This is a genomic window from Bradyrhizobium sp. 132, from assembly GCF_023074185.1.
Classification (GTDB): domain Bacteria; phylum Pseudomonadota; class Alphaproteobacteria; order Rhizobiales; family Xanthobacteraceae; genus Bradyrhizobium.
In genome coordinates this window covers 235,323-261,839 of the sequence record NZ_JADPKY010000078.1, presented here as the reverse complement: position 1 = coordinate 261,839, position 26,517 = coordinate 235,323, and the positions used below count along the sequence as shown (strand labels likewise).

The 26,517-nt window shown below is 64.3% G+C and carries 25 protein-coding genes and 2 pseudogenes; 7 read left to right on the top strand and 20 right to left on the bottom strand.

Annotated features, from left to right (window positions below):
• Positions 1-18: 18 nt before the first annotated feature.
• The 3 genes from IVA74_RS13800 to IVA74_RS13790 form a co-directional block, all read right to left on the bottom strand.
• Complete coding sequence (locus tag IVA74_RS13800; protein ID WP_247344306.1) at positions 19-2,178, bottom strand: HAMP domain-containing methyl-accepting chemotaxis protein; 2,160 nt, start codon at positions 2,176-2,178, stop codon at positions 19-21.
• 162 nt (positions 2,179-2,340) lie between these two features.
• Complete coding sequence (locus tag IVA74_RS13795; protein ID WP_247344304.1) at positions 2,341-3,066, bottom strand: outer membrane protein; 726 nt, start codon at positions 3,064-3,066, stop codon at positions 2,341-2,343.
• A 223-nt stretch (positions 3,067-3,289) separates the two neighbouring features.
• Entirely contained in the window at positions 3,290-3,610 is a 321-nt protein-coding gene (locus tag IVA74_RS13790) for a hypothetical protein (RefSeq protein WP_247344301.1), read from the bottom strand.
• Positions 3,611-4,054: 444 nt separating this feature from the next.
• Between IVA74_RS13790 and IVA74_RS13785 the strand changes: the two genes are divergently transcribed.
• Positions 4,055-4,345 (top strand): hypothetical protein, encoded by a 291-nt coding sequence (locus IVA74_RS13785; protein ID WP_247344298.1) that lies wholly within the window; start codon positions 4,055-4,057, stop codon positions 4,343-4,345.
• Positions 4,346-4,362: 17 nt separating this feature from the next.
• Here IVA74_RS13785 and IVA74_RS13780 read toward each other — a convergent pair whose 3' ends face one another.
• The 7 genes from IVA74_RS13780 to IVA74_RS13750 all read right to left on the bottom strand — a co-directional run bounded on the left by IVA74_RS13780 (position 4,363) and on the right by IVA74_RS13750 (position 11,133).
• The gene (locus IVA74_RS13780) at positions 4,363-5,298 is read right to left on the bottom strand and encodes an AEC family transporter (RefSeq protein ID WP_247344296.1); all 936 of its coding nucleotides are present in this window, start codon (positions 5,296-5,298) and stop codon (positions 4,363-4,365) included.
• Positions 5,299-5,400: 102 nt separating this feature from the next.
• Complete coding sequence (locus tag IVA74_RS13775) at positions 5,401-5,610, bottom strand: hypothetical protein (RefSeq protein WP_247344293.1); 210 nt, start codon at positions 5,608-5,610, stop codon at positions 5,401-5,403.
• Positions 5,607-5,771 (bottom strand): hypothetical protein, encoded by a 165-nt coding sequence (locus IVA74_RS13770; RefSeq protein ID WP_247344290.1) that lies wholly within the window; start codon positions 5,769-5,771, stop codon positions 5,607-5,609. Before IVA74_RS13770 ends, IVA74_RS13775 begins: the two co-directional genes overlap by 4 nt.
• Positions 5,772-5,953: 182 nt before the next feature.
• Positions 5,954-7,573, bottom strand: a complete 1,620-nt coding sequence (locus IVA74_RS13765; protein ID WP_247344288.1) for an ABC transporter ATP-binding protein — start codon at positions 7,571-7,573, stop codon at positions 5,954-5,956.
• 2 nt (positions 7,574-7,575) lie between these two features.
• On the bottom strand, positions 7,576-8,415 hold the full coding sequence (locus tag IVA74_RS13760; RefSeq protein WP_247344285.1) for an ABC transporter permease: 840 nt from the start codon (positions 8,413-8,415) through the stop codon (positions 7,576-7,578).
• Entirely contained in the window at positions 8,412-9,383 is a 972-nt protein-coding gene (locus tag IVA74_RS13755; RefSeq protein WP_247344280.1) for an ABC transporter permease, read from the bottom strand. Before IVA74_RS13755 ends, IVA74_RS13760 begins: the two co-directional genes overlap by 4 nt.
• A 199-nt stretch (positions 9,384-9,582) precedes the next feature.
• The gene (locus IVA74_RS13750) at positions 9,583-11,133 is read right to left on the bottom strand and encodes an ABC transporter substrate-binding protein (RefSeq protein ID WP_247344278.1); all 1,551 of its coding nucleotides are present in this window, start codon (positions 11,131-11,133) and stop codon (positions 9,583-9,585) included.
• Between the two features lie 175 nt (positions 11,134-11,308).
• Here IVA74_RS13750 and IVA74_RS13745 point away from each other — a divergent pair.
• A pseudogene (locus tag IVA74_RS13745) lies at positions 11,309-11,431 on the top strand (DUF2147 domain-containing protein); the annotation flags it as partial.
• Between the two features lie 126 nt (positions 11,432-11,557).
• On the opposite strand, the gene IVA74_RS13740 reads toward IVA74_RS13745, so the two are convergent.
• Positions 11,558-13,108: a winged helix-turn-helix domain-containing tetratricopeptide repeat protein gene (locus IVA74_RS13740; protein ID WP_247344275.1), complete on the bottom strand. Its 1,551-nt coding sequence runs from the start codon at positions 13,106-13,108 to the stop codon at positions 11,558-11,560.
• A 134-nt stretch (positions 13,109-13,242) separates the two neighbouring features.
• On the opposite strand from IVA74_RS13740, the gene mddA reads away from it, so the two are divergent.
• Entirely contained in the window at positions 13,243-14,028 is a 786-nt protein-coding gene (gene mddA / locus IVA74_RS13735) for a methanethiol S-methyltransferase (RefSeq protein ID WP_247344272.1), read from the top strand.
• 227 nt (positions 14,029-14,255) lie between these two features.
• Entirely contained in the window at positions 14,256-14,678 is a 423-nt protein-coding gene (locus IVA74_RS13730) for a GFA family protein (RefSeq protein ID WP_247344269.1), read from the top strand.
• A 49-nt stretch (positions 14,679-14,727) separates the two neighbouring features.
• Here IVA74_RS13730 and IVA74_RS13725 read toward each other — a convergent pair whose 3' ends face one another.
• On the bottom strand, positions 14,728-16,287 hold the full coding sequence (locus tag IVA74_RS13725) for a winged helix-turn-helix domain-containing protein (protein ID WP_247344266.1): 1,560 nt from the start codon (positions 16,285-16,287) through the stop codon (positions 14,728-14,730).
• Positions 16,288-16,589: 302 nt separating this feature from the next.
• Between IVA74_RS13725 and pcaB the strand changes: the two genes are divergently transcribed.
• Both pcaB and IVA74_RS13715 read left to right on the top strand, forming a co-directional pair.
• On the top strand, positions 16,590-17,951 hold the full coding sequence (gene pcaB, locus IVA74_RS13720) for a 3-carboxy-cis,cis-muconate cycloisomerase (protein WP_247344264.1): 1,362 nt from the start codon (positions 16,590-16,592) through the stop codon (positions 17,949-17,951).
• 113 nt (positions 17,952-18,064) lie between these two features.
• Entirely contained in the window at positions 18,065-19,321 is a 1,257-nt protein-coding gene (locus IVA74_RS13715; RefSeq protein ID WP_247344261.1) for an aminopeptidase, read from the top strand.
• Positions 19,322-19,478: 157 nt separating this feature from the next.
• Here IVA74_RS13715 and IVA74_RS13710 read toward each other — a convergent pair whose 3' ends face one another.
• Positions 19,479-20,033, bottom strand: a complete 555-nt coding sequence (locus IVA74_RS13710; protein ID WP_247344259.1) for a hypothetical protein — start codon at positions 20,031-20,033, stop codon at positions 19,479-19,481.
• 236 nt (positions 20,034-20,269) lie between these two features.
• Between IVA74_RS13710 and IVA74_RS13705 the strand changes: the two genes are divergently transcribed.
• A complete protein-coding gene (locus tag IVA74_RS13705) occupies positions 20,270-20,725 on the top strand; it encodes a cupin domain-containing protein (protein ID WP_247344256.1) in 456 nt (151 codons plus the stop codon).
• A 97-nt stretch (positions 20,726-20,822) separates the two neighbouring features.
• Here the strand turns inward: IVA74_RS13705 and IVA74_RS13700 are convergent, their stop codons facing one another.
• The 7 genes and pseudogenes from IVA74_RS13700 to IVA74_RS13670 form a co-directional block, all read right to left on the bottom strand.
• Positions 20,823-21,872, bottom strand: a complete 1,050-nt coding sequence (locus tag IVA74_RS13700) for an amidohydrolase family protein (RefSeq protein ID WP_247344254.1) — start codon at positions 21,870-21,872, stop codon at positions 20,823-20,825.
• A 117-nt stretch (positions 21,873-21,989) separates the two neighbouring features.
• A complete protein-coding gene (locus tag IVA74_RS13695) occupies positions 21,990-22,511 on the bottom strand; it encodes a hypothetical protein (protein WP_247344251.1) in 522 nt (173 codons plus the stop codon).
• 65 nt (positions 22,512-22,576) lie between these two features.
• Positions 22,577-23,388, bottom strand: a pseudogene (locus tag IVA74_RS13690) (MBL fold metallo-hydrolase).
• A 59-nt stretch (positions 23,389-23,447) separates the two neighbouring features.
• Positions 23,448-23,852, bottom strand: coding sequence for a type II toxin-antitoxin system VapC family toxin (locus tag IVA74_RS13685; RefSeq protein WP_247344249.1), 405 nt, complete (start codon positions 23,850-23,852; stop codon positions 23,448-23,450).
• Positions 23,849-24,103 (bottom strand): AbrB/MazE/SpoVT family DNA-binding domain-containing protein, encoded by a 255-nt coding sequence (locus tag IVA74_RS13680; protein WP_247344246.1) that lies wholly within the window; start codon positions 24,101-24,103, stop codon positions 23,849-23,851. The genes IVA74_RS13685 and IVA74_RS13680 overlap by 4 nt, the downstream gene beginning before the upstream one ends.
• A gap of 82 nt (positions 24,104-24,185) precedes the next feature.
• On the bottom strand, positions 24,186-25,712 hold the full coding sequence (locus IVA74_RS13675) for a permease (protein WP_247344244.1): 1,527 nt from the start codon (positions 25,710-25,712) through the stop codon (positions 24,186-24,188).
• The gene (locus tag IVA74_RS13670; protein ID WP_247344241.1) at positions 25,709-26,458 is read right to left on the bottom strand and encodes an ABC transporter ATP-binding protein; all 750 of its coding nucleotides are present in this window, start codon (positions 26,456-26,458) and stop codon (positions 25,709-25,711) included. Before IVA74_RS13670 ends, IVA74_RS13675 begins: the two co-directional genes overlap by 4 nt.
• Positions 26,459-26,517: the final 59 nt, after the last annotated feature.

Here is a 26,517-nt window from a genome sequence, read left to right as displayed (position 1 = left end):
CGACAGGCCGGCGGCGGCTTACGCCGCCCGTATGTTGTTGAGGAACGCGTCGATCTCTCCGCGCAGCATGTCGGCTTCGCGGCGGAGCGCGTCGGAGGCGCCCAGCACTTCGTTCGCTGCTGCGCCGGCTTCCGCCGAAGCCGTGGAGACGCCGACGATGTTGCTGGAGACCTCGCTGGTGCCGCCGGCCGCATGCTGGATGTTGCGGGCGATCTCGCGGGTCGCCGCGCCCTGCTCCTCGACCGCGGCGGCGATCGTCGTGGTGACGTCGTTGATCTCTCCGATGATCCGGCCGATGCCCTGGATCGCGCCGACTGCCGAGGTGGTGACCTGCTGCATGCTGGCGATCTGGGTGCGGATCTCTTCCGTTGCCTTGGCAGTCTGGCTCGCGAGGCTCTTCACCTCGGAGGCGACCACCGCGAAGCCGCGGCCGGCCTCGCCCGCGCGCGCGGCCTCGATGGTGGCGTTGAGGGCGAGCAGATTGGTCTGCGAGGCGATGGTCTGGATCAAATCGACCACGACGTTGATGCGGCTCGCGCTGTCGGCAAGGCTCTGCACCGTGGCGTCCGTCGAACCGGCTTCGTCGACGGCCTTCCTGGCGATCTCGGCGGAGGTGATCACCTGCTTGCTGATCTCCTGGATCGAGGACGACAGCTGTTCGGTGCCTGATGACACGGTCTGCACGTTGACCGAGGTTTCCTCCGCGGCAGATGCCACCGCGTTCACCAGCGCGTTGGACTGGTCGGCGGTGTTCGACATGCTCTGCGCGGTCGTCTGCATCGAATTGGCCGACTGCGCGAGATTGTCGAGCGCGGAGCGCACCGTGCCCTCGAACTCGGCGATCTTCGCCTCCATGCGCTCGGCGCGCTCGGCCTTGGCGAGCCGATCCTTGTCCTGCTCGCCGGCGAGGGTCCGGGCTTCGATCATGCTGTCGCGGAACACCTGAAGCGTATCCGTCATCGTGCCGATCTCGTCATTCTGCTTCGCGCGCGCGATCTCGGTGTCGAGATCGCCGGCCGAGAGCAGCTGCATGGCGTGCTGGAGGCCTGTGATCCGGCGCAGGATGTTGCGGCCGACGTAGAGCCAGACGAACAACGCCGAGCCGACCAGCATCAGCGCGCCGAGCGCCAGCATCGCGGTCGTCGCCAGCGAGATCTCCTGCCGCGCCTGGAAGGTCGACGCGTTGGTCTCCTTCTGCACGCCCTCGACGAGCTGCTGCACGCTGATGCCGAGGCCGACATTGAGCTTGCGGGTCTCGTCTAGAATGGTCTGGCCGTAGTCGATGGCGTCGAGCTCTTTCTGGCGGATCTTGAACACGCCGGTCTTGCCCTCGCCGAAGGCGAACAGCTTTTGTACGGTGTCGCGCACCGCCTGCATCGAGGTCATGTTCGGCAGGTCCTCGAGGTTCGACTTGACGCGGTCGCGCGTCGCCTTGAACTCCTTCTCGATCGCCTCCAGCGTGTCGCTATTGTTGGCCGACAGCGCCGCCATCATGTCGGCGGCCATCAGATTCCCGTTGGCGGAGATGGTCGCGACCTGGGAGACGGTGCGGGCGGCTTCGGTGGCATCATCGGCGGAAACTTCCGCCGCGCCGAGAATCGCGTTCAGGCGCGTTTGCGCGTCCAGCATGGCAGGACCGGCCGCACCGACGAAGGTGAGCTGCGCCTTGCGCAGCGCTTCATACTGCTTGTCGTGCAGCGCGCCGGTATCGAGCCGCTCGCGCGCGGCCGACACCAGGCTCTGGGTCGCCTCGTCGATGCTCTTGGCGGTGTCGCGCAGTGCGGTCGCGATCTGCTTGTCGGCGCCGAGCTCGATGATCTCGCCAAGCTTGGCCATGGCGAGCTGCTGAATCTCCTGCACCTTCTTGGTGCGTTCGTTCAGCGCCTCGTCGGACGGCGATGCCAGGAGGCCGGGCCCCTGCGCCGCGAGCGTTGCGCTTTGCGATGCGAGTTGAAGGCTCGCGGAGAGGCGCGGAATGTCGCGGCCGCTCAGGTCCATCATGGTGCTGCCGAGATGGTTGAAGACGAAGCCGGCGCCTGCGGCGATCAGGAGGCCCATGCCTGCGATCACTGCGAAGGCCGTGAACAGGCTGCCGCGCACGCCCCATTTCGGCATCCTGAAGCGGGGCTTGAAACGGCCAAGGACAGGGCCAAGAATGCCACCAAGACGGATCGCCATCGAAATTCCCCCACCCATGATCTTATGTTTTCGCCGCGGAGTATCCTTGGAGCGGGTTAAAAATTCGCAAGTTGCTCAATTGGTTGCGCGCGTTCCGCACAGCGAAAAAAAAGGGCCGGCAACAATGCCGGCCCTTCATCACGATAAGGTCTTGGTAACCGTTCAGTAGCGCGCGACCGCCGAGTTGGCCCAGTTGAAGCGGTAATTGACGCCCGCCTTGATGGTGTGGTCGTCGGTGGTGAAGTTGCCGGAGCCCGCCAGCGGACCTCCGATGAAGTGCGCGTCGCCGAAATTGTAGTACTGGTACTCGGCCTTGGCCGACCAGTTCGGGGCGAACATGTATTCGAGGCCGGCGCCGACGGTGTAGCCGTTGCGGTGATCGCCAGCGATGACGAAGGGCGCCGGGGTGCCGCCGACAGTGACCTTCTCGTTGTTGTCGGAGTAGGCGTAGCCGCCCTTCACATAGAGCAGGCCCGGACCCCAGGTGTAGCCGACGCGGCCGGTGATCGAGCCGAGGCCGCGCTGGTCGTTGGTGTAGGCGACGCCGCCCGGGAACACCGCGCCGACGCTACCGGAGAGCCAGGAATACTGGCCTTCGACACCGACCAGGAAATTCGGGTGGAACTGCCAGTCCGCACCGGCCTGCAAGCCGCCGAGGAAACGGCCGTTACCGTTGTTGCCGGTGGAGAGGCCGTTGAAATTGTTGTCGCTGGAGAATGCGCCACCGAGATGCGCACCGATGTAGAAACCGGTCCAGTTGTAGATCGGCGCGGCATAGGCCGGCGCGGGCGCCTTGTAATAATTGCGGTTACCGAGATCGGCACCGATCGCCGGCGCAGCAGCGCCCACCATGAGCAGCGCAACGGTCGCAAACAGAATCTTCTTCATAGTCCAAACTCCAACACTTCGGTCCCCGGCAGGCGCGCTTTCCGCGCCGTCGTTGGTTTTGCAGATAGCTCGCTTTTGACGAAAATGCTGTCACATGCATGGCACAGCGGCAGCCAACCTAACTTATTGGCCTGTAAATGATTTTCGTGCTTAATGCCGGCTTAAGAAGTGGTGAAGGAAGACTTAATCCAGCGCTGTTCCGGTAACTTGCGCGCGTGTCTCATTAACCAAGACGGCGCCGCGCCTCATCGCGCATCTGTTCGCGGAATGCAGCGCGCTTTGCGGGCCGGTCTTGCTCGCGCACGTCATGGCGATCGAAGACGTCGAACTTCTCCAGAATCGGATGGCGCTCGCTCGCCATCGCGAGCACGCGCAGCACCTTGGTTGCCGATGGTGTCGGGCCGCTCACCTCCCAGCGTCGGATGGTGTCGACGCCGCCCTGCTCCGGCAATCCGCAAAGCCGGGCCATGTCGGCCGCGGTGAGCTTGCGCTCAAGCGCCTCGGAGAGGTCGTTGCGGAGTTGCTTCAGTTCGGGGCCGGTCATGTCACCTCAATGCGCGAAGTCGTTGAGGTCAATGCACTAGCGCTGATTCGGGTCCATCCGAAGGCGAGGCAGTCCGCCCCTGATGTCATCCATGTGACCTCGCCAGCGCGACGCAATCGACCTCGATGTCAAACGGCCCGGGCCGGGCGTAGATTTCGTTGAACGTGGCGAAATGCGCGGGATCCGGCGTGCAATAGACATTGCACTTCCTCTTCGCGTTCGGCGCGGTGCTGGCACCGAAATCCGCTAGCAGGCGAATCTTCTGCCGTCCATGCCTGGACTGGAGCGAGCTTGCGCAGGACGTTCGGCATTGATCTGAGCGGAAACGGCAGTCGCGCTCCGGCACCTTCGCCCGCGCACGGAGTTATGAACGGGAGCCTATGGAAATCGTCCATTGAGTGAACAAATGGCACAAGGGGCCGGCAGCGTATGAAGGGATCAGCCATGACAAGCATCAAACCCGCCCTTGCGGCACTCGTCGCGATCGGGCTGCTTGCCGCGCCGCTTGCGGCTGAAGCCAAAAAGCACCGCTCGAGCCGATCTTACAGTACCGGCGTGGTGGCTCCGACCTATGGGAGCGCCGGATCGCCGGCGGCACAGCCCAGGACCTATGGGTCGACCGGGCAGTCGGTCGGGACGGTCACGGCGCCGTCAATCGGCACGTATAATACGCCATCGGTCGGCGTCACCAACACGGTCCCGACCTGGAACAACACCAACCCGCCCCTCAGATAGGGAACGTCCAATACCGGTCACCGTGTGCCGGTCGCGAGGCCAGAGAGAAGATAGAGCGCGACCAGCAATGTCGCGACCGACAGCATCGTCGTGACCGAGACCGTGGCAGCGACCAGCTTTTCCTCGACCTTGTGTTCGTGCGCCAGCACATACACGGTCTTCGCCGTCGGTACTGCCGCGCAGATGACGGCGGCGACCGTGTCGAGCGGGCTGAGGCTCAAAACCACACAGAGTCCGTAGACGATCAGCGGCATCACCACCAGTTTCACGGCGGCGAGCGCGAACGATGCCTTCAGGTTCGACCGCAGTCCCTCGACCGACAGACCTAGTCCGATGGCAAACAGCGCGCAGGGCGTGAGCGCGGCGGCAATCATGTTCAGATAGGCGATGGCCGGCGCTGGAATTGGCAGGCCGGTGATCGCCCATGCGAGACCAATGAGGGTCGACAGGACCATCGGATTGAGCAGGATTTGCTTCACCAGTCCGGCGGAATGTGCGGGGCCGCGCGCGTCCCTCTCCAGCAGGACGACGGTGAGCGGAAACATCACGCCGGCCACGAACACCGTCGCCACCGCTGCGGGCAGGACGGCGGGCTGGCCGTAGATCGCGTGCAGGATCGGCAGGGCCACGAAGCCGGTATTGGTCATCGCCGCGGCCATGCCATGGATGGTGCTGCTGGCGAGATCGCGCTTGCCACCCGTGCGGACCACCAGGAACACCAGCGCAAAGCAGATCAGGGACCCGCCGCCGAACGCGAGCAGGAAGCGCCATTCCAGCAGATTGCGTGCCGGCTCCTGGGCGATCGTCACGATCAGTAGCGCCGGCATCGCGACGTTGTAGGCGAAATGCACCAGGGCATCGGCAAGCGAGCGGGAGAGATAGCCGAGTTCTCCGGCGAGCCAGCCGGTGACGATGATCGCGAAAACAGGAAGAACGAGGCTTGCGACCTCCATCCGGCTTCCCCTTGGCCAGGCAGATAAATGCCATCCTAGCTTGGAGATGCGCCGCCGTCACGGTTCAACCGGACCGCGGCGTTCGATCCGGTCCCTGCGATCTCAGGCGCCCCTGCGGCCCTGTTGGCCGATCACGCAGCGCCATCCGGCGAGGCGCTCGGCCGGATGCTGGTTCATCCATTCGGCGAGCTGCGGTGCGCCCATCAGGCAGGACTGCATCGAGACCTCGGCGAAATCGGACGTGGTGACGGTTTGCTCATGACAATTCGCCGGAGAGGCGAGGTTGCAGAGCACGGCGATGATCTTGATCACGCGAAATTGCCTCCGTCGCTGCGACGCGCAGTACCTCCGCTCGACTGGTCGCTGACCGGATCAGCCGGCGGGAAGATGCTGTCGTAGATCGCGCGTGCTTCTCGAATGAGGCGCTCTCGCTCGCGCTCCGATTTCGAGACAAACTGAATGACTTCGCCCATGATCGCTCCAAAACTTGGTCGGTACGTCATCATTAGATGACGTGTGTCATGTCATGCATGTAGGACGCCGCTTGCCGCTTTGAAGCCGGAGCAACGCTGATGGAGCAATAACAAGCGCGTGACTGCCCTGTTCCTAGGACGATCCGGCCGAGTATCGGCGCCAGAGCGGAATACCGCTCGTCTCACGCCGCCGGCGTGCGCTCCTCGCGTCCCGGTACCGCCGCCAGCAGCTCGCGCGTATAGGCATGCTCGGGCGCGGCGAACAGCTGCGCGGTCGTTTTCAACTCGACGATGGCGCCGCGCTGCATCACCGCGATCCGGTCACAGATTTGGGCTGCGACGCGCAGATCGTGGGTGATGAACAGCATCGAGAGGCCGAGGCGTGCCTTGAGGTCTTCGAGCAACTTCAAGACCTGCGCCTGCACGGAGACGTCGAGCGCGGAGACGGCTTCGTCGGCGACGATGATCTCAGGCTCGAGCGCGAGCGCGCGCGCAATGCCGATGCGCTGGCGCTGGCCGCCGGAGAATTCATGCGGATAGCGCTCGAGCGCGCCGGCATCGAGGCCGACCATCCTGAGCAGATCGCGGGCGCGGTCGAATGCCACTTTCGGATCGGTGCCCGCCGCGATAGGACCGTCGGCGATGATGTGACCGACCTTGCGGCGCGGATTGAGCGAGGCGAACGGATCCTGAAAGATCATCTGGATGCGATGTCGCTCGGCGCGCAGCGCTTTGCCCGAGAGTGAGGTGAGATCGGTCTCGCCGATCCGTACCGTGCCGCGGTCGGCTTCGATCAGCCGCATCGCGAGCCGCGCCACCGACGATTTGCCGGAGCCGGATTCGCCGACGAGACCGAGCGTCTCGCCCTTGAGGATGTTGAAATTGACCGCGCGCGCGGCATCGACGCGGCGGTCTTCGCGAAACCAGCCGCCCGAGGTGACGTAAGTCTTGTCCAGTCCGATCACCTCGACCGCTCTGGCCTGATCGTCCAGCGGCGCGCGCGCCGGCGGATCCATCGACGGCACGGCGGCGAGCAGCGCCTTGGTGTAGTCGTGCTGCGGCGCGTTGAAAACGGTTGCAGCGGGACCTTCCTCCACGACCTTGCCGTGGCGGAGCACGACGACCTGATCCGCGATGTCGGAGACCACGCCGAAATCATGGGTGATGAACATCACCGCCATGTTGCGGTTGCGCTGGAGGTTGCGGATCAGCTTCAGGATCTGTGCCTGCGTCGTGACGTCGAGCGCCGTGGTCGGCTCGTCGGCGACCAGCACCGCCGGTTCGAGCGCCAGCGCCATCGCGATCATGGCGCGCTGGCGCTGGCCGCCGGAGAGCTGGTGCGGATAGGCGCGCACGATGCGCTCGGGGTCGGGCAGGCCGACCTCCCGCGCCAGCGCCAGTGCCCTTGCGCGCCGCTCCCTCGGGGTGAGCAGGCCGTGCGCCTCGAACATCTCCGCCATCTCGTCGCCGATCCGCATCAACGGATTGAGCGCGGTCATCGGCTCCTGAAAGATCATCGCGAGCCGGCGGCCGCGCAGATCGCGCCAGCCGTCGTCATCCAGCTTGAGCAGGTCGCGGCCTTCGAACTGGATCTCGCCGGAGGTGACGGAGACCGTGTCCGGCAACAGACCCATCAGCGCATGCGCGCACATCGATTTGCCGGAGCCCGACTCGCCGACGACGCAGACGATCTTGCCGGGCCGCAGGTCGAGCGAGACGCCGTCGACAGCGAAGGGACGCTCGGCGCCCTTGGGCAGCGCGATCCGCAGATTCTTGATGGAGACGGCGGGCGGTGCGGTCATCTCTAGCGTCCCTCCCGCGACAAGCGCGGATTGAGCGCGTCGTTGAGGCCTTCGCCGATCAAATTGAGGCCGAGCACCGAGATCAGGATCGCGACGCCGGGAAACACGGTGATCCACCAGGCCTGGCGGATCACGGTGCGGCCGGCACCGACCATGTAGCCCCAGGAGATCAGATTGGGATCGCCAAGGCCGAGGAACGACAGCGAGGATTCCAGGAGGATCGCGGTCGCCACCATCAGCGAGGCCAGCACAATCACCGGCGACAGCGTGTTCGGCAGGATTTCGCGCAGGATGATCCAGGTGTTGCTCTGGCCAGTCACCACGGCGGCCTGGACGTACTCCCGCGTGCGCAGCGACAGCACCTCGCCGCGGACGAGACGCGCGACCGGCGGCCAGCTCACCAATGCGATCGAGGCGACGATCGAATAGATCGAGGGCTGCAGGATCGCGACCAGCACGATCGCGAGCGCAAAGCTCGGAATGGTCTGGAAGAATTCGGTGAAGCGCATCAAGGCGTCGTCGACCTTGCCGCCGAAATAGCCGGCCATGGCGCCGATCGGCAGGCCGACGACCAGAGCCACCAGTGTGGAGACAAGGCCCACAAGCAGCGAGACGCGAGCGCCAAAGATCATGCCGGCGAACACGTCGCGGCCGAGCGCGTCGGTGCCGAGCGGCACGGTCGAGAGCGTGAACGGCGGCAGGAACGGCCGCTGCACCATGCGCCAGGGCGAGTTCGGGAACAGCATCGGACCGAACACCGCGAGTGCGATCGCAAGAAGCAGGATGATGAGCCCGATGACGCCGCTCGGGCTCCTCAGCATCGATTTCCAGAACTGTTTCATGCGGTGAATTCGATGCGCGGGTCGACCAGGCGATAGACCAGGTCGGTGATGAGATTGAATGTCAGGACCATGGCGGAGCAGATCACGAAGACACCAAGCAGTAGATTGTAGTCCCGCTGCAGCAGGGCGTCGTACATCAGCCGTCCGATGCCCGGCCAGGCGAACACGGTCTCGGTGATGACGGCGCCGCCGATCAGCGTGCCGGAATGGACGCCGGCGAGCGTCACGACGGGCAGCAGCGCGTTGCGGAGCACGTGGCGGCGCTGGATCACGGCATCGGACAGGCCTTTCGCACGCGCGGTCTTGACGAAGTCGAGCCGCTTCACCTCCAGCATCGAGGCGCGCGTCATGCGGGTGTAGGTCGCCATGAAGAACAGGCCGAGCGTCATCGCCGGCATGATCAGGTGCCTTGCGACATCGACCACATGGGCAAGACCGGTGAAATTGGCGCCGACGGTCTCGTAGCCGAAGCTCGGCAGCCAATCGACAGCGACCGAGAACAACAGGATGCCCATCAGCGCCACCCAGAAAAGCGGCATGGCGTAGAAGATCAGCGCGAAGATCGTGATGGCGGTGTCGAGCCACGTCCCCGCGAAGCGCGCCGCGAAGGTGCCGAACAGGATGCCGAGCATCAGCGAGATCGCGAACGCGGTCAGCGTCAGCAACAGCGTCGCCGGCAGCCGCTCCAGGATCAACTTCGACACTGGTGCCTGCTGGCGGAAGGAGAAGCCGAGGTCGAGCGTCACGACGCCCTTGACGTAGACGAAGAGCTGCTCGGGCAGCGGCTTGTCGAGGCCGAACTTCTGCCTGAGCTGCTGGACGAAGATCTGGTCACTTGCACCGGCCTCGCCGGCCATCACGACCGCGGGGTCGCCGGGCGCAAGCCGGATCAGGAAGAAATTGAGGACGACGATCGCGAGCAGGACGATCACGCCCTTCAGGACACGCTGAGCGATGAAAGAGAGCATTGTTAGATGGCGATCAGATCAGGTTGAACGCAGCGGCAACAGCGGTGCGCCCCCTCTCCCGCTCGCGGGAGAGGGTAGGGGAGAGGGTATTTCCGCAGAGGGATTGCCAAGTGGAGAGAACCCTCACCCGCTACGCTCTTCGAGCGTAGCGACCTCTCCCGCAAGCGGGAGAGGTAAGGGGAGTTCGGAGCGCGTCTCCTCACTTGTCGAGCCACGCGTCCTTGAAGCCATCATTGACCCCGATGCCCGTGGTGATCAGGTTCTTGACCTTGCAGCGCATAATGGTCGGGAATTGCAGCTCGAGCATCCAGGCCACCGGCACGTCTTCGACCAGGATCTTCTGCGCCTTCTCGTAGATCTCCTTGCGCTTGGAGTCGGGCGTCGCCACCGCGCCGTCGGCGAACAGCTTGTCGATTTCCGGGTTGGAGTAGCCCTCGACGTTGTTGAACACCTGGCCCTTGGCGATGGCGCTTGAGACGTAGTTTCGGCCGACGCCGAGCGCGGGATCGCCATATTGGTAGAGATAGGTGAAGGCGATGTCGTAGTCCCAGTCGCCGATCTTCTGGTTGCCGCCGGCGACGTCGGTGGCGATAGTCTCGATGTTCATGCCGACGTCCTGGAGGTTCTGCTTCACGGCTTCACCCCAGCGCTGCCAGGTCTCGCCATAGGCGAGCGGCAGAAGGCGGATCTTCTCGCCCTTGTAGCCGGCTTCCTTCAGCAGCGCCTTGGCCTTGGCGGGATCGTAGGGGTACTTCGGCACGTCGTCGGTGTAATATTTGATGGTCGAGGCCGATGGGCCGGTCGCAACCTTGCCGAGCCCGTTCCAGATCACGTCCTTGGCGAACTCGCGGTCGATCGCATACATGATCGCCTGCCGCACCCGCTTGTCCGCGAGCGGACCCTGGCGGTTGTTGAGCCACAGCCAGGCCAGCGGCGAGAAGAACTCCCAGCCGGCGCCGGTGACGCAGGTGTCCTTCAGCTTGGAGAGACGGGGCACGTCGAAATTCTCGACCGAGCCGCCGGGCAGTACGTCGACCTTGCCGGTCTCGTACGCCACGGAGCGCGCCGCGGCATCGGGAATGATCTGCCAGTAGATATCGTCGAGATAGGGTTTGCCCTTCTCGTAATAGTTCGGGTTCTTGACCAGGCGGATGAAAGAGCCCTTCTGCCATTCCTTGAACATGAAGGGGCCGGTGCCGACAGGGGCGTTGTTGTAGGGATTGGTCTTCCAGTCGGTGCCTTCATAGAGATGCTTCGGTACCATCGGCATCGAGCCGACCTCGAAGATGCCGAGGAACGGACCGAACGGCTGCTTCAGTGTGAACACCACCGTGGTGTCGTCGGGTGCCTCGACCTTGTCGACCTGCGCGAGGTTGTTGCGGGCGCGCGCATGAGTCTGCTTCAGCATCTCGACCGAGAACAGCACGTCGGCGGCGGTGAAGGGCTTGCCGTCATGCCAGGTCACGCCCTTCCTCAGCTTGAAGGTGTAGGTTTTTGCGTCTTCGCTGACGCTCCAGCTCTCGGCGAGCTCCGGCTGCGGTTCGAGCTTGGGGCTGTAGCGAAGCAGGCCTTCGAAAATGTTGCCCGCCACCATCTGCACCGGGCCGTTCTGGACCATCGCCATCATCAGGCCGGGCGGCTCGGGCTGGATCACGACATTGATCGCGCCCCCTGTTTTCGGCTCTTGCGCCAGCGCCGGGGCCGTGAGGCCGCAGGCCAGGAGGAGTCCAAGCAACACTCGTTTCGACATGTCGTATCTTTCTCAAGCGAGACCAGCCGCGAACGCTTCGCACGTCGTGGCGCGCTAAGCTGCGGCCGGCCCATCCCAGTCCCCATCCGCTATCGAGGCTCACATAGTCCCATTCGGCGCCGCAAGATGAAAGTCTCGACAGTGTTCGCACAAAAAATGTACAGCGCGTCCCGTGATGGCCTTTGGCGGCCAAGCCGGCGCCGCAGCGCCGCCCGATCCGGGCGGGACCCGGCTGGTCGAGGACGGCCGCGCCCGCATCCGGCTCGAGCGCTGCGGGCCGTCGCGCGAGCGCATCTGCGCCTCAGGCCAGGGCCAGACCTTCACCAAAATGCCCGAGGCGCTCCCGGGCCACGAGATTGCGCGGCTCTCGACGTCGTCGTCCATCTGCGCCGGAAGCCCGACGTAGACCCGGCATGCGGATCGTCTAACGCAAGCCCGCTCGCCGGAATCCCTCCATATAGTGCTCGCGATCGGCCTCGTTGGCCCACGGCAATTGCGTCGCGATCCAATGCAGCGAGATGCCGGGCTGGGTGCGGCGGAGCTCGCTCAGCGCCATCTCCGCAAGCACGCCGTCGCCGGTCATGCCGGCAGAAACCGCGAGCACGCGGTAGGCGCCGGTGAGGTCGCCGCGGTGGCGGATCGCCTCGCGCGCGAGCGCGATGGCCTCGCCATAGCGCCGCTCCGTGAAGCGGGCATAGCCGGCGATGCCGTGATAGATCGCCAGGGACGGATCACGCGGCGAGAGCCGCATTGCCCTCTGCGCTGCCTCGAACGATTCCTTCGGCCGCCCGGCATAGGACAGCGCCAGCGCGTAATAGCTCTGCGCCAGCGAGAAGTTCGGATTGAGCGCGAGCGCCTGCTCGAACTCGGACAGTGCGTCCGCAAGTCTTCGTGTCGAGAAGCAGACACTGCCGAGCGCGGCATGCGCCCAGGCATCCTCATGGTCGCCGCGCACCGCGGCGAGCGCGGCGGCCTCCGCCGCCGGCGCCACCACGGCAAGCTCGGTCCAGCCGAGATGCACGCCGAACATGTGGTTCGCCGCGAGCACCGACAGCGCCTGGCCGTAGTTCGGGTCGATCTCGACCGCACGCTCCAGCAGCGTCCGCGCGGTCTCGTGATCCCGCCGCGTCACGCGCCAGTAATGCGACAGCGCCCGCATCAGCAGGTCCCAGGCGTCCAGGCTCGCAGGGGGCTTGCGATGGGCGCGAAAACTTTCCGCTGCGTGAATCTGCGGCTCGATCGCCGCGGCGATCGCGTTGGTGATCTCGTCTTGCACGGCGAACACATCGACCAGCTCGCGGTCGTAGCGCTCGGCCCAGAGATGGCTGCCGGTTGTGGCGTCGTTGAGCTGCGCGGTGATGCGCACCCGGTTGTCCGCCTTGCGCACGCTGCCTTCGACGATGTAGCGGACGCCGAGCTCCTGGGCGATCTGCCGGATGTGGACCGCGCGTCCCTTGTAGGTGAAGGACGAGTTGCGGGCGATCACCAGGAACCAGCGTTGCTTCGACAACGCGGTGAGGATGTCCTCGCTGATCCCGTCGCCGAAATAGTCCTGTGCGGGATCGCCGCTCATGTTCTCGAAAGCGAGCACTGCAATCGCCGGACGCTCCGTCTGGGCACGCGGCAGGGCAGCGACGGGCTCAGCGGACGGCGGGGCGACTGCCAATTCTTCCCGGACTTCGCCGACGAAACGAAAGCCCTTGCGCGGAATGGTCTTGATCAGCCGCTGGCTCGCACCGTCGTCACCGAGCGCCTTGCGCGCGGCGTTGATCCGGCTGTTCAGGGCGGAGTCCGAAATGATCCGATCGCTCCAGATCTGGCTGATCAGGTCATCCTTGCTGACCACACGGGTGCGCTGCGCCACCAGATAGAGCAGGAGATCGAACACCTGCGGCTGCAACGGAACGGCGGCTCCGCTGCAGGTCAGTTCCCGCAGGTCGCCGTCGAGCAGGTTGTTTTCAAAGCGAAATCGCACGTTTCTGTCGTCTCAAGCAAAAATCAAAGTCGTCTCAGGCGAAAATCAACCGTCCGCAAAAGTCTTCGGCACTCCGATGCGGCATGGTGCAGCGACCAATGAAGTGCCGGCGTTTTGGCACAACGGAGCTGTTTATGACCCAAATTGATCATCAAGTTCATCCCGTCGGCCCGGTTGCGGGCTCACGCATTTTCAGGTTCATCGCTTTTCTGTACGGAATTGCGGCGTATCTCGTGTTTTTCGTCACCATTCTCTACGCCATCGGCTTCGTCATGGGGCTGGTGGTGCCGAAGACCATCGATACCGGGACCGACACGCCCGCGGCCGAGGCCGTCATCATCAATCTGCTCCTGATGGCCCTGTTTGCGGTCCAGCACAGCGTGATGGCGCGGCAGCAATTCAAGGCATGGTGGACGCAGTACGTCCCCAAGCCGGTCGAGCGCAGCACCTATGTGCTGTTTGCGAGCCTGTCATTGCTGCTCCTGTTCTGGCAGTGGCGTCCGCTGCCCACGGTCATATGGGACGTCGCGAACCCGGATCTTGCTGTGACGATCGTCACGCTGTCGCTGGCGGGCTGGGTCCTGGTGTTCACCTCGACCTTCATCATCAATCACTTCGAGTTGTTCGGATTGCATCAGGTGACCAATCATCTCGTCGGCAGGGAGGCGTCGCCGGCGCGCTTCAAGACGCCGCTGCTCTACAAGTTCGTTCGCCATCCGATCTATCTCGGCTTCATCATCGCGTTCTGGGCGGCGCCGGTCATGACCGCGGGCCATCTGCTGTTCGCCGCCGTGACCACGCTCTACATCTTCGTCGGCATTGCGCTGGAGGAGCACGACCTCGTCGATCTCTTCGGCGACGAGTATCGGCAGTACAAACAACGTGTGTCGATGCTTATTCCCTGGCGCAAGTCAGTATAGTTGGCGCGCATTTCCGCCGCGTCGGCCGAACGGAGGATGCGCGGCGGCGCCGAGGCGCGTAACGGAGCTTGCCGACCCGGCCTTCAACGTTTCTCGGGGTGAATCCCCCCCACCCCGATGCTATCAGTGCGAGCAAAGCTCGTCGCGGCCCCGCATCCGTTCTGCCGAGTTACCGGCAAACAGGAGCGGGGAGAGGAATTTAAACCTTCATCAACGGAGACGACCAAATGAAACATGTCGGAAGCTGCTTCTGCGGCGCGGTTACAATCGAGGTCACGGACGCGCCGGAGGCGATGGGTTATTGCCATTGCCGCTCCTGCCGCTCGTGGTCGGGCGGACCGGTGAACGCCTTCAGCCTGTGGAAGCCCGAAGCCGTGCGCATCACCGAAGGCGCACAGAACGTCGAGACCTTTACCAAGACACCGCTCAGCCAGCGCAAATATTGCCGGAAGTGCGGCGGCCATCTCATGACCAACCATCCGCCGCTCGGCCTGGTCGATGTCTTCACCGCCACCATCCCTACGCTGGCATTCGCGCCCGGCGTTCACGTCAATTACGCCGAGACGGTGCTGCCGATGCGCGACGGCCTGCCCAAGCTGAAGGATTTTCCGGCCGAGTTCGGCGGCAGCGGCGAGATGATGCAGGAGTAGCGGTGCCCTTCTCCTCTCCTCTCCTCGCGAGCGGGAGAGGAGAGGTTAGCTACCTCATCCCTGCGCGCCGCAATCCTTCGAGGTAATGCTCGCGATCCACTTCCCGCAGCATCGGCAGCTCGCGCGTGACCCAGGCGAGCGAGATGCCGGGTTGGGCGCGGCGCAGGCCTTCCAGTGCGGAAGCCGCGAGCGCGGGATCCCCTGACATTCCGGCGGCGGCCGTCAGCACGCGATGCGCGCCGACGAAATCGGCGCGCTGCCGCATCGATTCGCGCGCCATCTGCGTGGCGCCTTCGTAGTCGTGGCCGATGAAACGGGCATAGGCGGCAACGCCGCAATAGATCGCCGCGAGCGGATCGCGCGGGCTGAGCCGCAGCGCGCGGCGCGCGGCGGCATCGCCGTCCTGCCATCGTCCCGCGTAGCACAGCGTCACGCCGTGGAAGGCGTGCGCCATCGCAAAGTTCGGATTGAGCTCCAGCGTCAGCTCGAATTCCGCCAGCGCGTCGTCGAAACGGCGGCGGAATAGATAAGTATAAGCGAGGCCGTGATGGGCCCAGGCATCCTCACGATCGGCCTCCACCGCCGCGAGCGCCGCGCGCTCGGCGACCGGCACGGTCGCGGCCATGCCGGCCCAGCCCATATGCGCGCCGAAGATGTGGCTGGTCGCGAGCAGGCCGAGCGCCTTGCCATAGGCGGGATCGAGCGCGACGGCCTTTTCGAGCAGTTCTTGCGCGGCGGCATTGTCCTCGCGGGTGATGCGCCAGTAATGCGACAAGGCGCGCATCACGAGGTCCCAGGCATCCAGGCTTCCCGGCGGCTTCTGCTGGGCGCGAAAACTTTCGGCGGTATAGAGCTGCGGCTCGATCGCGGCGACGATCGCCTCGGTGATCTCGTCCTGCACGGCGAAGATGTCGGCAAGCTCGCGATCGTATCGTTCGGCCCAGAGATGGCTGCCGGTCGAGACGTCGTTGAGCTGCGCGGAGATGCGCACGCGATCGCCGCTCCGCCGCACGCTGCCTTCGAGCACGTAGCGCACGCCGAGATCTCGCGCGACCTCGTGCATGTGCACGGCGCGGCCCTTGTAGACGAAGGAGGAGTTGCGCGCGACGACGAAGAACCAGCGCAGCTTCGACAGCGCTGTGATGATGTCCTCGCTGATCCCGTCGGAGAAATAATCCTGCTCGCGGTCGCCGCTCATGTTGGTGAAGGGCAGCACCGCGATCGCCGGCCGGTCCGGTAGTGCGAGCGGGGCCTGCAGAACCTTCGCGCCGAAACCGGGTTCCGGAGCGGTCGCCCCACGCTTGGTCTCGACATCGCCGACGAAACGAAAACCCTTGCGTGAGATGGTACGGATCAGTGCCTGGCTCGCGCCGCTGTCGCCGACCGCCTTGCGTGCCGCATTGATCCGGCTGGTCAGAGTGGATTCGGAGACGCTGCGCCCGTGCCAGATCTTGTCGATAAGCTCGTCCTTGCTGACCACCCGGTCGCGGTTCTCCATGAGGTGGACGACGAGATCGAAGACCTGCGGCTCCACGGCAACTGGAACCTGCTCGCGGCTCAGTTCGCGCAAGTCGGTATCGAGCAGATGATCCCGGAACAGAAACTGCACGTCGAAGACTCAGACCTTACAATGACATCGGCAATAATAAAATCAAAACGGATTTGACTGAAGTCTGTGAGTCCGCCGAGGGGCCTGCCCGGTTCACCACGATCGCGTGATGGCTGCCATGCGGTTTATGAGGAGGAATGCAACTTCAACGAGAATGTGGCGATTAAAGCCGGATGGTCGCGACCGGATGCACCGGGCTACGCCCGCCCCGGAATGACGGGAGTAGGGGGCTTTGTCCATTGCCGAACAGCTCCGTCTGCGTAAGCTGCCTCACACAGAACACAAACCACGAAGAAACGCTCATGCCCGCTTTTCCCGCCTCGACCACCGTGCTCGATTCCATCTTGTTCCGCGATGCCTTCGGTACGCCGCAGATGCGGGAGGTGTTTTCCGACGTTGCGACGGTCGCGCGCTATGCCGAGGTCGAAGTGGCGCTGGCGAAGGCGGAAGCGAAGTGCGGGGTGATCCCGCAGGATGCCGCCGATCAGATCGCGGCGCAGACCGATGTTGCCGCACTCGATTTCGACCTGTTGCGGCAGGAGACCGATGTCGTCGGCTATCCGATCTTGCCCCTGGTGCATCAGATGGTGAAGCAATGCGGCGAGGCCGGCCGCTATGTGCATTGGGGTGCGACCACGCAGGACATCATGGACACCGCCGTGGTGCTGCAACTGCGCGCCGGGCTTGAGATCGTCGAACAGGACGTCGCCGCCCTGCGCAAGATCCTCGCTGACATCTCGAAGCGCTACCGCGACACGCCGATGGCGGGCCGCACCCATCTCCAGCACGCACTGCCGGTCACCTTCGGCTACAAGACCGCGATCTGGCTTGCGATGTTCGACCGCCACGCCGAACGTCTGGCACAATTGAAGCCGCGCGTCCTGGTCGGCCAGTTCGCCGGCGCGGCCGGCACGCTGGCCTCGCTCGGCGACAAGGGCTTTGAGGTGCAGGAAGCGCTCTGCGCCGAGCTGAAGCTCGGCGTTCCCGCCTCGACCTGGCACGTCGCACGCGACGGCTTTGCCGAGACCGTGAACTTTCTCGCACTCGTCACCGGCTCGCTCGGCAAGATCGCGCTCGACATCATGATCATGGCCTCGACCGAATTCGGCGAGGTTTACGAGCCCTTCGTCAAGGGGCGCGGCGCTTCTTCGACCATGCCGCAGAAGCGCAACCCGATCTCCTCGGAACTGATGCTCGCTGCGTCCAAGGCGGTGCGCCAGCACGCCGGCCTCATGCTGGATGCCATGGTGCAGGATTTCGAGCGCGCCACCGGGCCGTGGCACGCCGAATGGATGGCGATCCCGGAAAGCTTCGTGCTGACCGCCGGCGCCTTGTACCAGGCGAAGTTCGCGCTCGCCGGCCTCATCGTGGACGAAAGCAAGATGAACGAGAATCTCGGCGTCAGCCGCGGTCTGATCGTGGCCGAAGCGGTCATGATGGGGCTCGCGCCGCAGATCGGGCGGCAGGAGGCGCATGACGTGGTCTATGACGCCTGCCGGCTCGCCAATGAGAACGGCCTGACGCTGGCGGACGCGCTCTCGTCCGACGCCCGTGTCGCTGCCAGAATCGACCGTGCCACGATCGAGGCGCTCACATCACCGAAAAATTACCTCGGCCTTGCTCCCGCCATGGTCGACCGGGTGCTGAAATCGGCAACGCGTTGAAAACCAAAATGCATGAAACTGCGTATCTTTGGCGTGTCGCAAGGCACTCGCACACTTGTGTCTCGCAATGCTAGACTTAGATTGAGTGAGAGACGTTCGGCAGAGGATCTGGCATGACTGATCAACGCATCACCTCCTCTCCCATCGATCCCGTGAAGCTCGACCGGCTGGCCGAGGTGGCGGTGAAGGTGGGCCTGGGCTTGCGGCCGGGCCAGGATGTGCTCTTGACGGCGCCCGCGATCGCGTTGCCGCTGGTGCGGCGGATCGCCGTGCATGCCTACAAAGCCGGCGCCGGCATTGTGACGCCGATACTCTCCGACGAAGAGATGACGCTGGCGCGCTACCGCCACGGCCACGACAACAGCTTCGATCGCGCCGCCAACTGGCTCTATGATGGCATGGCGAAGGCATTCTCCAATAACACGGCGCGGCTCGCCATCGTCGGCGACAATCCGATGCTGCTGTCGGACGAAGATCCGTCCAAGGTGGCGCGCGCCAGCAAGGCCAATTCGATGGCCTATCAGCCGGCGCTGGAGAAAATCGTCAATTTCGACACCAACTGGAACATCATCGCCTATCCCAGCCCGTCCTGGGCGAAGCAGGTGTTTCCGAACGATCCCGAAGACGTTGCGATCGGCAAGCTGGCGGATGCGATCTTTGCCGCTTCGCGCGTCGACCGCGAGGACGCGATGGGCAATTGGGCGAGCCACAATGCGGTGCTGCGTGAACGCACCAACTGGCTCAATGGCCAGCATTTTCGCGCGCTGCAATATTCAGGTCCCGGCACCGACCTCACCATCGGGCTTGCCGACGGACACGAGTGGGAGGGCGGCGCCTCGCTGTCCAAGAACGGAATCAGCTGCAACGCCAACATTCCGACTGAAGAGGTTTTCACCACGCCGCATTGCCGGCGGGTCTACGGCCATGTCGTGAGCTCGAAGCCGCTGTCCTACCAGGGCACGCTGATCGACAACATCGCGGTGCGCTTCGAGGACGGCAGGATCGTCGACGCAAAAGCCTCGCGCGGCGCGGAGGTGCTGAACAAGGTGCTGGACACCGACGAGGGCGCGCGCCGTCTCGGCGAAGTCGCGCTGGTGCCGCATTCGTCGCCGATCTCGCAGAGCGGGCTGTTGTTCTACAACACGCTGTTCGACGAGAATGCGGCCTCGCACATCGCGCTCGGCCAATGCTATTCGAAGTGCTTCGTCAACGGCGCGCAGCTCACGCCGCAGCAAATCGCCGCGCAGGGCGGCAACCAGAGCCTGATCCATATCGACTGGATGATCGGCTCGGCCGAGACCGACATCGACGGCATTCTCGCCGACGGAAGCAAGGTGCCGGTGTTTCGCAAGGGCGAATGGGCGAAGTAACGCGTCTTGCGGCCCATCCTTCGAGACGCCCGCCTTTGGCGGGCTCCTCAGGATGAGGTCTTGCTTCGTTGCGACATCTTAGACCCTCATGGTGAGGAGCGCCGCGTTACGGCGCGTCTCGAACCATGCAGGCCGGACAAGTACCCTCAAGCCTCTCTCACGCCGCCGCGTTGCGCAGCATCGGGCTGTTGTCGATGCTGAAGCGGTTGAACAGCGGCGTGAACGGGCTGCCGTCGGTGGCCCGGACGATGGCGTCGGAAGCCGCCACCGCGTCGTAGAGCGCACCGACCGGATCGCTCGAGTCGGGCAGGTCGAGGCCCCTGCGGATTTCCTCGCGGGCCTCGTTGACGTCGTCCTGGTCGTCGAGCGTCGCCTCCAGCTCATCGGCCGCACGCCGCATCTCCGGGAGATCGCCGCCGGCGGAAAATTTGAGGATGTCGAGCCAATAGGGGCGCGCGATGACGAGCTGCACGAAAGCCTCGAAACTCTCCGCGATAATTCCCGCGCGGCATTCCGATGAGACGTAGAGCACATTCTGCGACGGCAGCAGCACGAACGCGCCGCCGGAGCCGTCACTGCCGATCTGCCGGGGGCTGTCGATGCCGTCGACGGTGAACCAGGGCTCCTCGTCGGTTGTGAAGGAGACGTCGAGGCTGCCGAGCCAGGCGACGGCTTCGCCTTGGGCTATCAGGACCTCCGGGGTGAGGGGCATCGGCATGGCTCCTTCGATTGTCACGTTCGCGCACTTTGTCGCACCCCGGAAAAAGTGGGTTCATGTGCACGAAAATGCAGGGGAATCGCGACGTTAACCGCTTCGGGTCTGCAACTTGCGGCTGATTGTCGAGGCCCGCGTAAGAAAGAATTAAAAGCCGGCTATTAGCGTTCCAACATCTTTTGAAACAATCCGGGCCGAGCCCCGGCCGGTCATATTTTATCCCAGAGGAAAAGATGTCGCGCTCATTGATTGAAATCGGTAGTTGCAGTGTGGACCTCGAGCTGCGGCCGATCGAGCCGTCCTGGATCATCGAGGGCAATCCGGTGTCGCGCTCGCGCGTCCTGTCCACCAGCTCCGATGGTACCGCTTCGACCATCATCTGGGCTTGCACCGAAGGGCGCTTCAACTGGTACTACGATATCGACGAGACGATCATGATCATGGAAGGATCGATCGTGCTCGAAAGCGACGGCATGCCGCCGAAGCGCTACGGCCCAGGCGACGTCATTTTCTTCCGCGACGGCGCGCATGCCAAGTGGCACGTCGAAGGCCACGTCAAGAAGATCGCCTTCTGCCGCAAGACCAATCCCGCGATGATCGGTTTCCTGATCCGCGTCGTCAACAGGCTCAAGCGGATGTTCGTCTCCGCCGGCGAGCGCCGCCCCGCCTCGCTGATGGGCGCCGGTTAGAGCTCAAACAGTTTCAAGGACGCTTCCCAGCGGCTACGACGGAAGAGGGGTCGGGATCAACATCCCGGCCCCTCTTTCCGTCATGACACAAACCTTTTCAAGGCAAGTCGAGCCGGTAGAAGTCGCTCGCGGTCTGCGAGAACAGCGCCGTCTTCTCGGTCTCGCTCAAGGGCGCGGCGATGCGCTTGAAGGCGTTGAAGATCACCTGGTAGCTGCACTGGCCTTTGTCCGGCGGGAAATTGCTCTCGAACATTGCGCGCTTCACCCCGAATGACTCGATGCAAGTCTCGACATAGGGCCGCCATGCCGCGGCAAGCTCCTCGGACGACGGTGGCTTGTCGCGTAAATGGAAGTCGTGGCCGAGCAAACACATTGCGAGCCCGCCGAGCTTCACCACCACGTTCTCGCATTTCGCGATCTCCCGGATCGAGGCGCGCCACTGCGGAAACACCTCCTCGCGCCGCCCGCCAAAGCGGCCGATTCCGGCCGGACCGCCGCAATGATCGAGCACGATCCTGGTGTCGGGGAAGGCGCGGGCAAGTTCGGTCAGCTCGCCGATCTGCGGATGAAACAGCCAGGCATCGAAGCTGAGGTTCAGCGGCGCGAGGCAGGCAAAGCCTTTGCGGAACGTCGGGTCCTGCAACAATCCCTTCGGCCGGTTCGCATACATGCCGGCGACGGCGGGGTCTTCGTCCCAGGCCGAGGAATGCCGGATGCCGCGGAAGCGACCGTTGCCCGCGGCGATCTCGGCCTCCAGCACCGGCTTTGCGGCGTCGCCGAGCAGAAGATTGGCGTGACTGACGATGCCGGCGCAGATCGCGGCCTTGCCGTAACCGCCGCTCGCGCTCATCGCGGCCACGCCGTTGGCGAACTCGACCTCGCCGACGGGCCGGAATGCTTCCGGCCCGTGCGCGCGATACATCGAGCGGCAGTCGACATAGACGGTGGCGATGATGTTGTGGCCGGAGGCGACATCGGCTGCCATCTCCTCGATCAGATAGCGGTGCCCACGATTCCAGAGATGGTGATGGGGATCGACGATCGGCCGTAAGGGATCGATGATCTCCTCCTGATGCAGCGCGAGCCAGTCCTCGCGCGGCTCGACGAATAGCCCGCTCGTGTTGGCGGGCAGACTGCTTGCAGCCATCGGCGTTCGCTCCCCTGATGTATGCTTCTTGTTCTGGGAGCCTAGCACCTCGTCCTCGCACGTAGCAGCGCGCGTTGCGCAACCGCACCCGTCATCGCGGGCACAGCGGCGCTGTCGTCAGCCCTTGCGCCGCTTCGCCCTCACATCGACCACCAGCCGCCAGTCGGTTGCGGTGGCCGGCTTGACCTCGCCGAGCCAGTGGAAGAAATCCTCGGTGATCTCCGTAAAACTCCAGCGCGTCAGGTCGCCGGCTTCGGTCGTGCCTTCCTGCACGATGTCCTCGCCGCGCGGACGGCCGATCTGTTGGCGGAACACGCTACGGCCGGGATCGAACCAGGAAATCCGCCATGCGTCGATGGTCGGATCGTAGACCCGCAGCGTGGTGCCGTACCAATTGCCGGCGATCGGCAAGGCCGGGCTGCCTGTCGGGCGCGGGATGATCCAGACGTCCTGCACGGCGCGGCCCTCCAGCACCCAGCCGAAATGGATTTCGCCGGGCGCGGTGTGTTTCGTTCCGTGGGGGCCATGGGCGCTGATCTCGGCGTCCCAATCGCCGACGAAGCGGCCATAAAGCTGGAGCGCCGCCGCGTGCTCGGGGTTCGGTCCGTCCGCATGCAATAATCTCGCAAAGTCTGTCATGTCGATCTCCTCTGCTCAGGAGACCAGCACGGCCGGCCGATGGCCGGCTTGGAGAAAATTGCGCGTCAGACGCCGTCGAGGATAATCACCGTCGGCTTCGACGGCAGCGCATCCCGCGACATCCGGAAACTTCGCTCCATGCGCCGGTCGATCTCGAACTGTTGGCCGATGAGGCGCATAAACTCGTCGAGCGGGGTCGCGAAGCGGTGCATCGGCAGCACCACCGAGGCGCGCAGCCGCTTGGTGATCTCGGAGACGCCGTCGAGCGACATAGTGTAGGTGCCGTCGATCGGCACCATTACGATGTCGAGCCGCCCGATCTGGGCAAAATGGCTGTCGTCGAGCTTGTGGTGGAGATGGCCGAGATGGCCGATGCAGAGGCCCGCGACCTCGAAGATGAAGATCGAATTGCCGTCGCGGATCATGTCGGCGCCGGAATCGTCGCCGAAATAGCGGCGGATGTCGGTGGTGACATTGCGGATGAAGGTGTCGCCGATGCGCTCCGAAACCAGCGCCGGCTTGCCGTCCTCGCCCCAGCCATGCAGCACATGAGGAATGCGCCTATCGGGATATAGAGAATAATGCGTGCTGTGGGCCCGGTTCATGGTGGCGACATCGGGCGCCGTCCCACCTGATAGGCGCCGCTATAATCGGTGGCGATGCGCAAGCCGCCGGGCGTGTCGATGAAATAGGTGGAATGGCCGGCATAGGTGATCTGGACTTCAGCCGAGGCCGCGGCCTGCCGCAACGCGACAGGCGTCACGCGGGGGGCCGCATTCGCCATCGCCAGGCATTCGCTGCGCTGAGGCTGCTGGGCGAAGGCAGGTGTTACCAGCCAACCGAGAAGCGCACAGACCGTCAGCAATAGTCGAGACATCAGGAACCGTCCGCCGCTTATCGACGATCTGATGAGTGTATCTACGAATTATCCTCGCGTCATGTGGTGCTGGCGAGCCGCGCCATTCCGCCGCTCGCTTCGATCAGTTTCACGGCTTTTTTGTCGAACGACACGAAAGTATCGGCCCCAAGCCAGTTGCCTTCGTGGGCGATGACGCCATCGGCAAAATCGCCCCCGGCGTCGAGGAGCGCTAATCCAGCCTCAGCTACGGGCCGGTTGACGACTACATTGGAGGCATTGATCAAGTGCCGGATCGAAGCCGCGATATTTCCAGCAGAGGTTTTGTAGCCTCGTGAGAGGACCCAAGCTAACTCGCATAATGCGGGGATCGAGATGGCTATTAGGTCCGCGTTCTCCAGAAGGGCTTCGCCCAACTTGCCCTGTTCGGCATCATCTCCGACCAACACCCGCACCAAGACGTTGGTGTCGGGTGTTATCTTCATCGCTTGCCGGCCCAGCCGTCAGCAATGACCGCGTTCATCTCCTCGATCGAGAGCGATCGACCGTTCGTCTTTCCTTTCAGGAAGCCGAAGGCATTCGAGATCTTCCCGGTGGGCCGAACTGCTTTCACCTCAACTCGCCCCCCAGGAAGCTTTTCTATCGAAATCTTGTCGCCCGGATGCACACCAAGGTGCTCCAGGAGGTCTTTCCGCAACGTGACCTGTCCCTTTACCGTGACGGTAAGCGTGCCCATGGGGGATCCTCGCTCGCTGATAAGCTTAAGTAAGGCAATATCGCCTTACTTTCAAGTGAGCGCTAGGTAGGCCAAGCCGGCTCTACTCCCGCCTTGGGCTGAACTTCCAGGTGATGGCGACCAGGCTAGCGGTGATCAGGCCGCTGACGAGACCGGCGATGGGCAGCGCGAGCAGCAGCGCTGCGCTGGCAGCCCAGCCGATCGAGGAGAACGCCTCGGCGAAGGTCGCAAGCCGGGAGGAAGTCTGGCGGCGGCGGAATTGGCTGCGCCGGGCCTGCACCCGGAACCAGAGCTGGATCGCGGTCGCGGACGCCGCGCTGACGATGACCGCGCCGGCGCTGACCGCGGCCTGGAATGGCGAGATGAAAGCGAGCGCGGCGATCAGCGGGCAGAAGATGACGGCAATCGCGATCAGCACCACTTCGATCTTGGCGCGGATGACGCTGGACGAAGTTAGCGGCGCGGTCGCGACCAGATCAGGCGCGTCCTCGCCCGAGATCGTCAGCCAGGCGAGCCCGCCGGCGAGTTGTCCCGCCGCCATGACGATGACGGGCGTGATCAGCGTCAGCGCCGCGGAGCTGTCGGCAAAGCTGCGCCAGAGCAGCAGCGCCGGCGGCACCAGATAGAGCAGCTGCATCAGGGTCTGCGAGATCAGCCAGGGATCGCGCCACAGCAGCGAAAACTCCTTGCGCCGCAGCGCGTGCTGCCGCGACCCGCCGCGGAACGGGCGCTCCTTCGCGCTTGTGCGGCCGGACGCGCCATAGGCGGCGGCATCGATCGCGGTGTCTGCAAAGCGGCCCGAGAAGATCGCCATGACGCTCCCGAGCAGCACGAGGCCGAGCGCCAGAAGCAGCAGCAGCGCTTCGCTGTCGCCTATGGCCGCGCGCGCCGGCCACCACCAGATGCTGTCGACGTCGGGGGCATGGTCAGCCACGCTACCCGAGGTCAGGATGGTGAAGCGCGACAGCGTGCCGTAGGACATGATTGCCGCGACCTGGAGCGCGATCACGAAGCCGGCGCCGATGATCGCGGCGAGGATCTGCGCGACGAACCGTGTCCGCGCCGGGCCGATCAGGCGGAACAGCAGGATGGTGACGGCAATCGCGATCGCCGCAGCCGACAGGCCCATGGCGACGACGAGGCCGAACGCCGCAAGCCAGCGTGCGCCGCCCCCGAACACCAGCACGTCGATGAAGGGCGTCGAGAACAGCAGCGCTATCACCGTGACGGTGAGTGCGATCGCGGCGATGCGCACCGAGAACAGATTGGCCAGCGTCGCGGGCGAGGACATGATGAGGTCGAGATCGGCGCGGGCGTAAAACACCCGCGTCACCGATTCGATCGCCTGTGACAGCATCAGCGTCCAGGCGAGAAAGATGGTCGCCGAAATCACGATCAGCGAGGATTTGTCGAGCGGCAGTTCCAGGTCCGCGAAGCGGCCGATCACCGCCCAGGCCGGCACGTGCAGCAGCGCCGCGAACAACAGCAGGCCGATCACCGCGACACGCGCCCGTTTGCGCCGCCCGCCGGTCATCATGGCGAACCATTCGCGCCAGGCGAGCCGGAGCTCGTGGCGGGCAAACCAGGAGAGCGCGGTGGCCGAACTCATGCGGCTTCCTGCAGCGTCACCAGCGCGATGAAGAGATCTTCCAGGCTGGTATCGGCGTGGCCGTTCTGCTGGCGCAGCTCGGTCAGCGTGCCCTCCGCGACCAGGCGCCCGGCTGCGATCACGCCGATGCGGTCGGCCATGCGTTCGGCGACCTCGAGGATATGCGTGGTCATGATGACGGTGCAGCCGCTGCGCACGCGATCGCTCAGCAATCCCTTCACGTGGCGGGCGGAGACGGCGTCCAGTCCCGTCAGCGGCTCGTCGAGAATGATGAGGCGGGGATCGTGCACCAGTGCGCCGGCGAGAGCGACCTTCTGGCGCATGCCCTTGGAAAAGCCCTCGCAGCGTTCGTGCCGGTGCGGCTCGAGCCCGAGCGAGGCGAGCAGCCCCTCGGCGATCGGTTCCGAGACCGACGGTGCGATGCCCCACAGACCGGCGACGAATTCGAGATATTCGAGCGGGGTGAGCTTGTCGTAGATCATGGGCTCGTCGGAGACCCACGCCATCACCTGCTTGGCGGCGACGGGGTTTTGGAGCGCATCGATGCCGAAGATCGAGACCGCGCCGGCATCGGGCCGCAGCAAGCCGGCAATCATGCGCAAAGTGGTGGTCTTGCCGGCGCCGTTGGGGCCGACCAGCGCATAGAATTCGCCGGCATGGATGGTGAGATCGAGGCTATCGACCGCCAGGCGGTCAAAACGCTTCGTTAACCCCAGGACTTCGAGCGCCGAGTCGTCCGGCTTCATGGGCCACACCTTGCGGTTTTGCATCGCCCGCGACCATGATCCGAAGATGTTTCGGCACC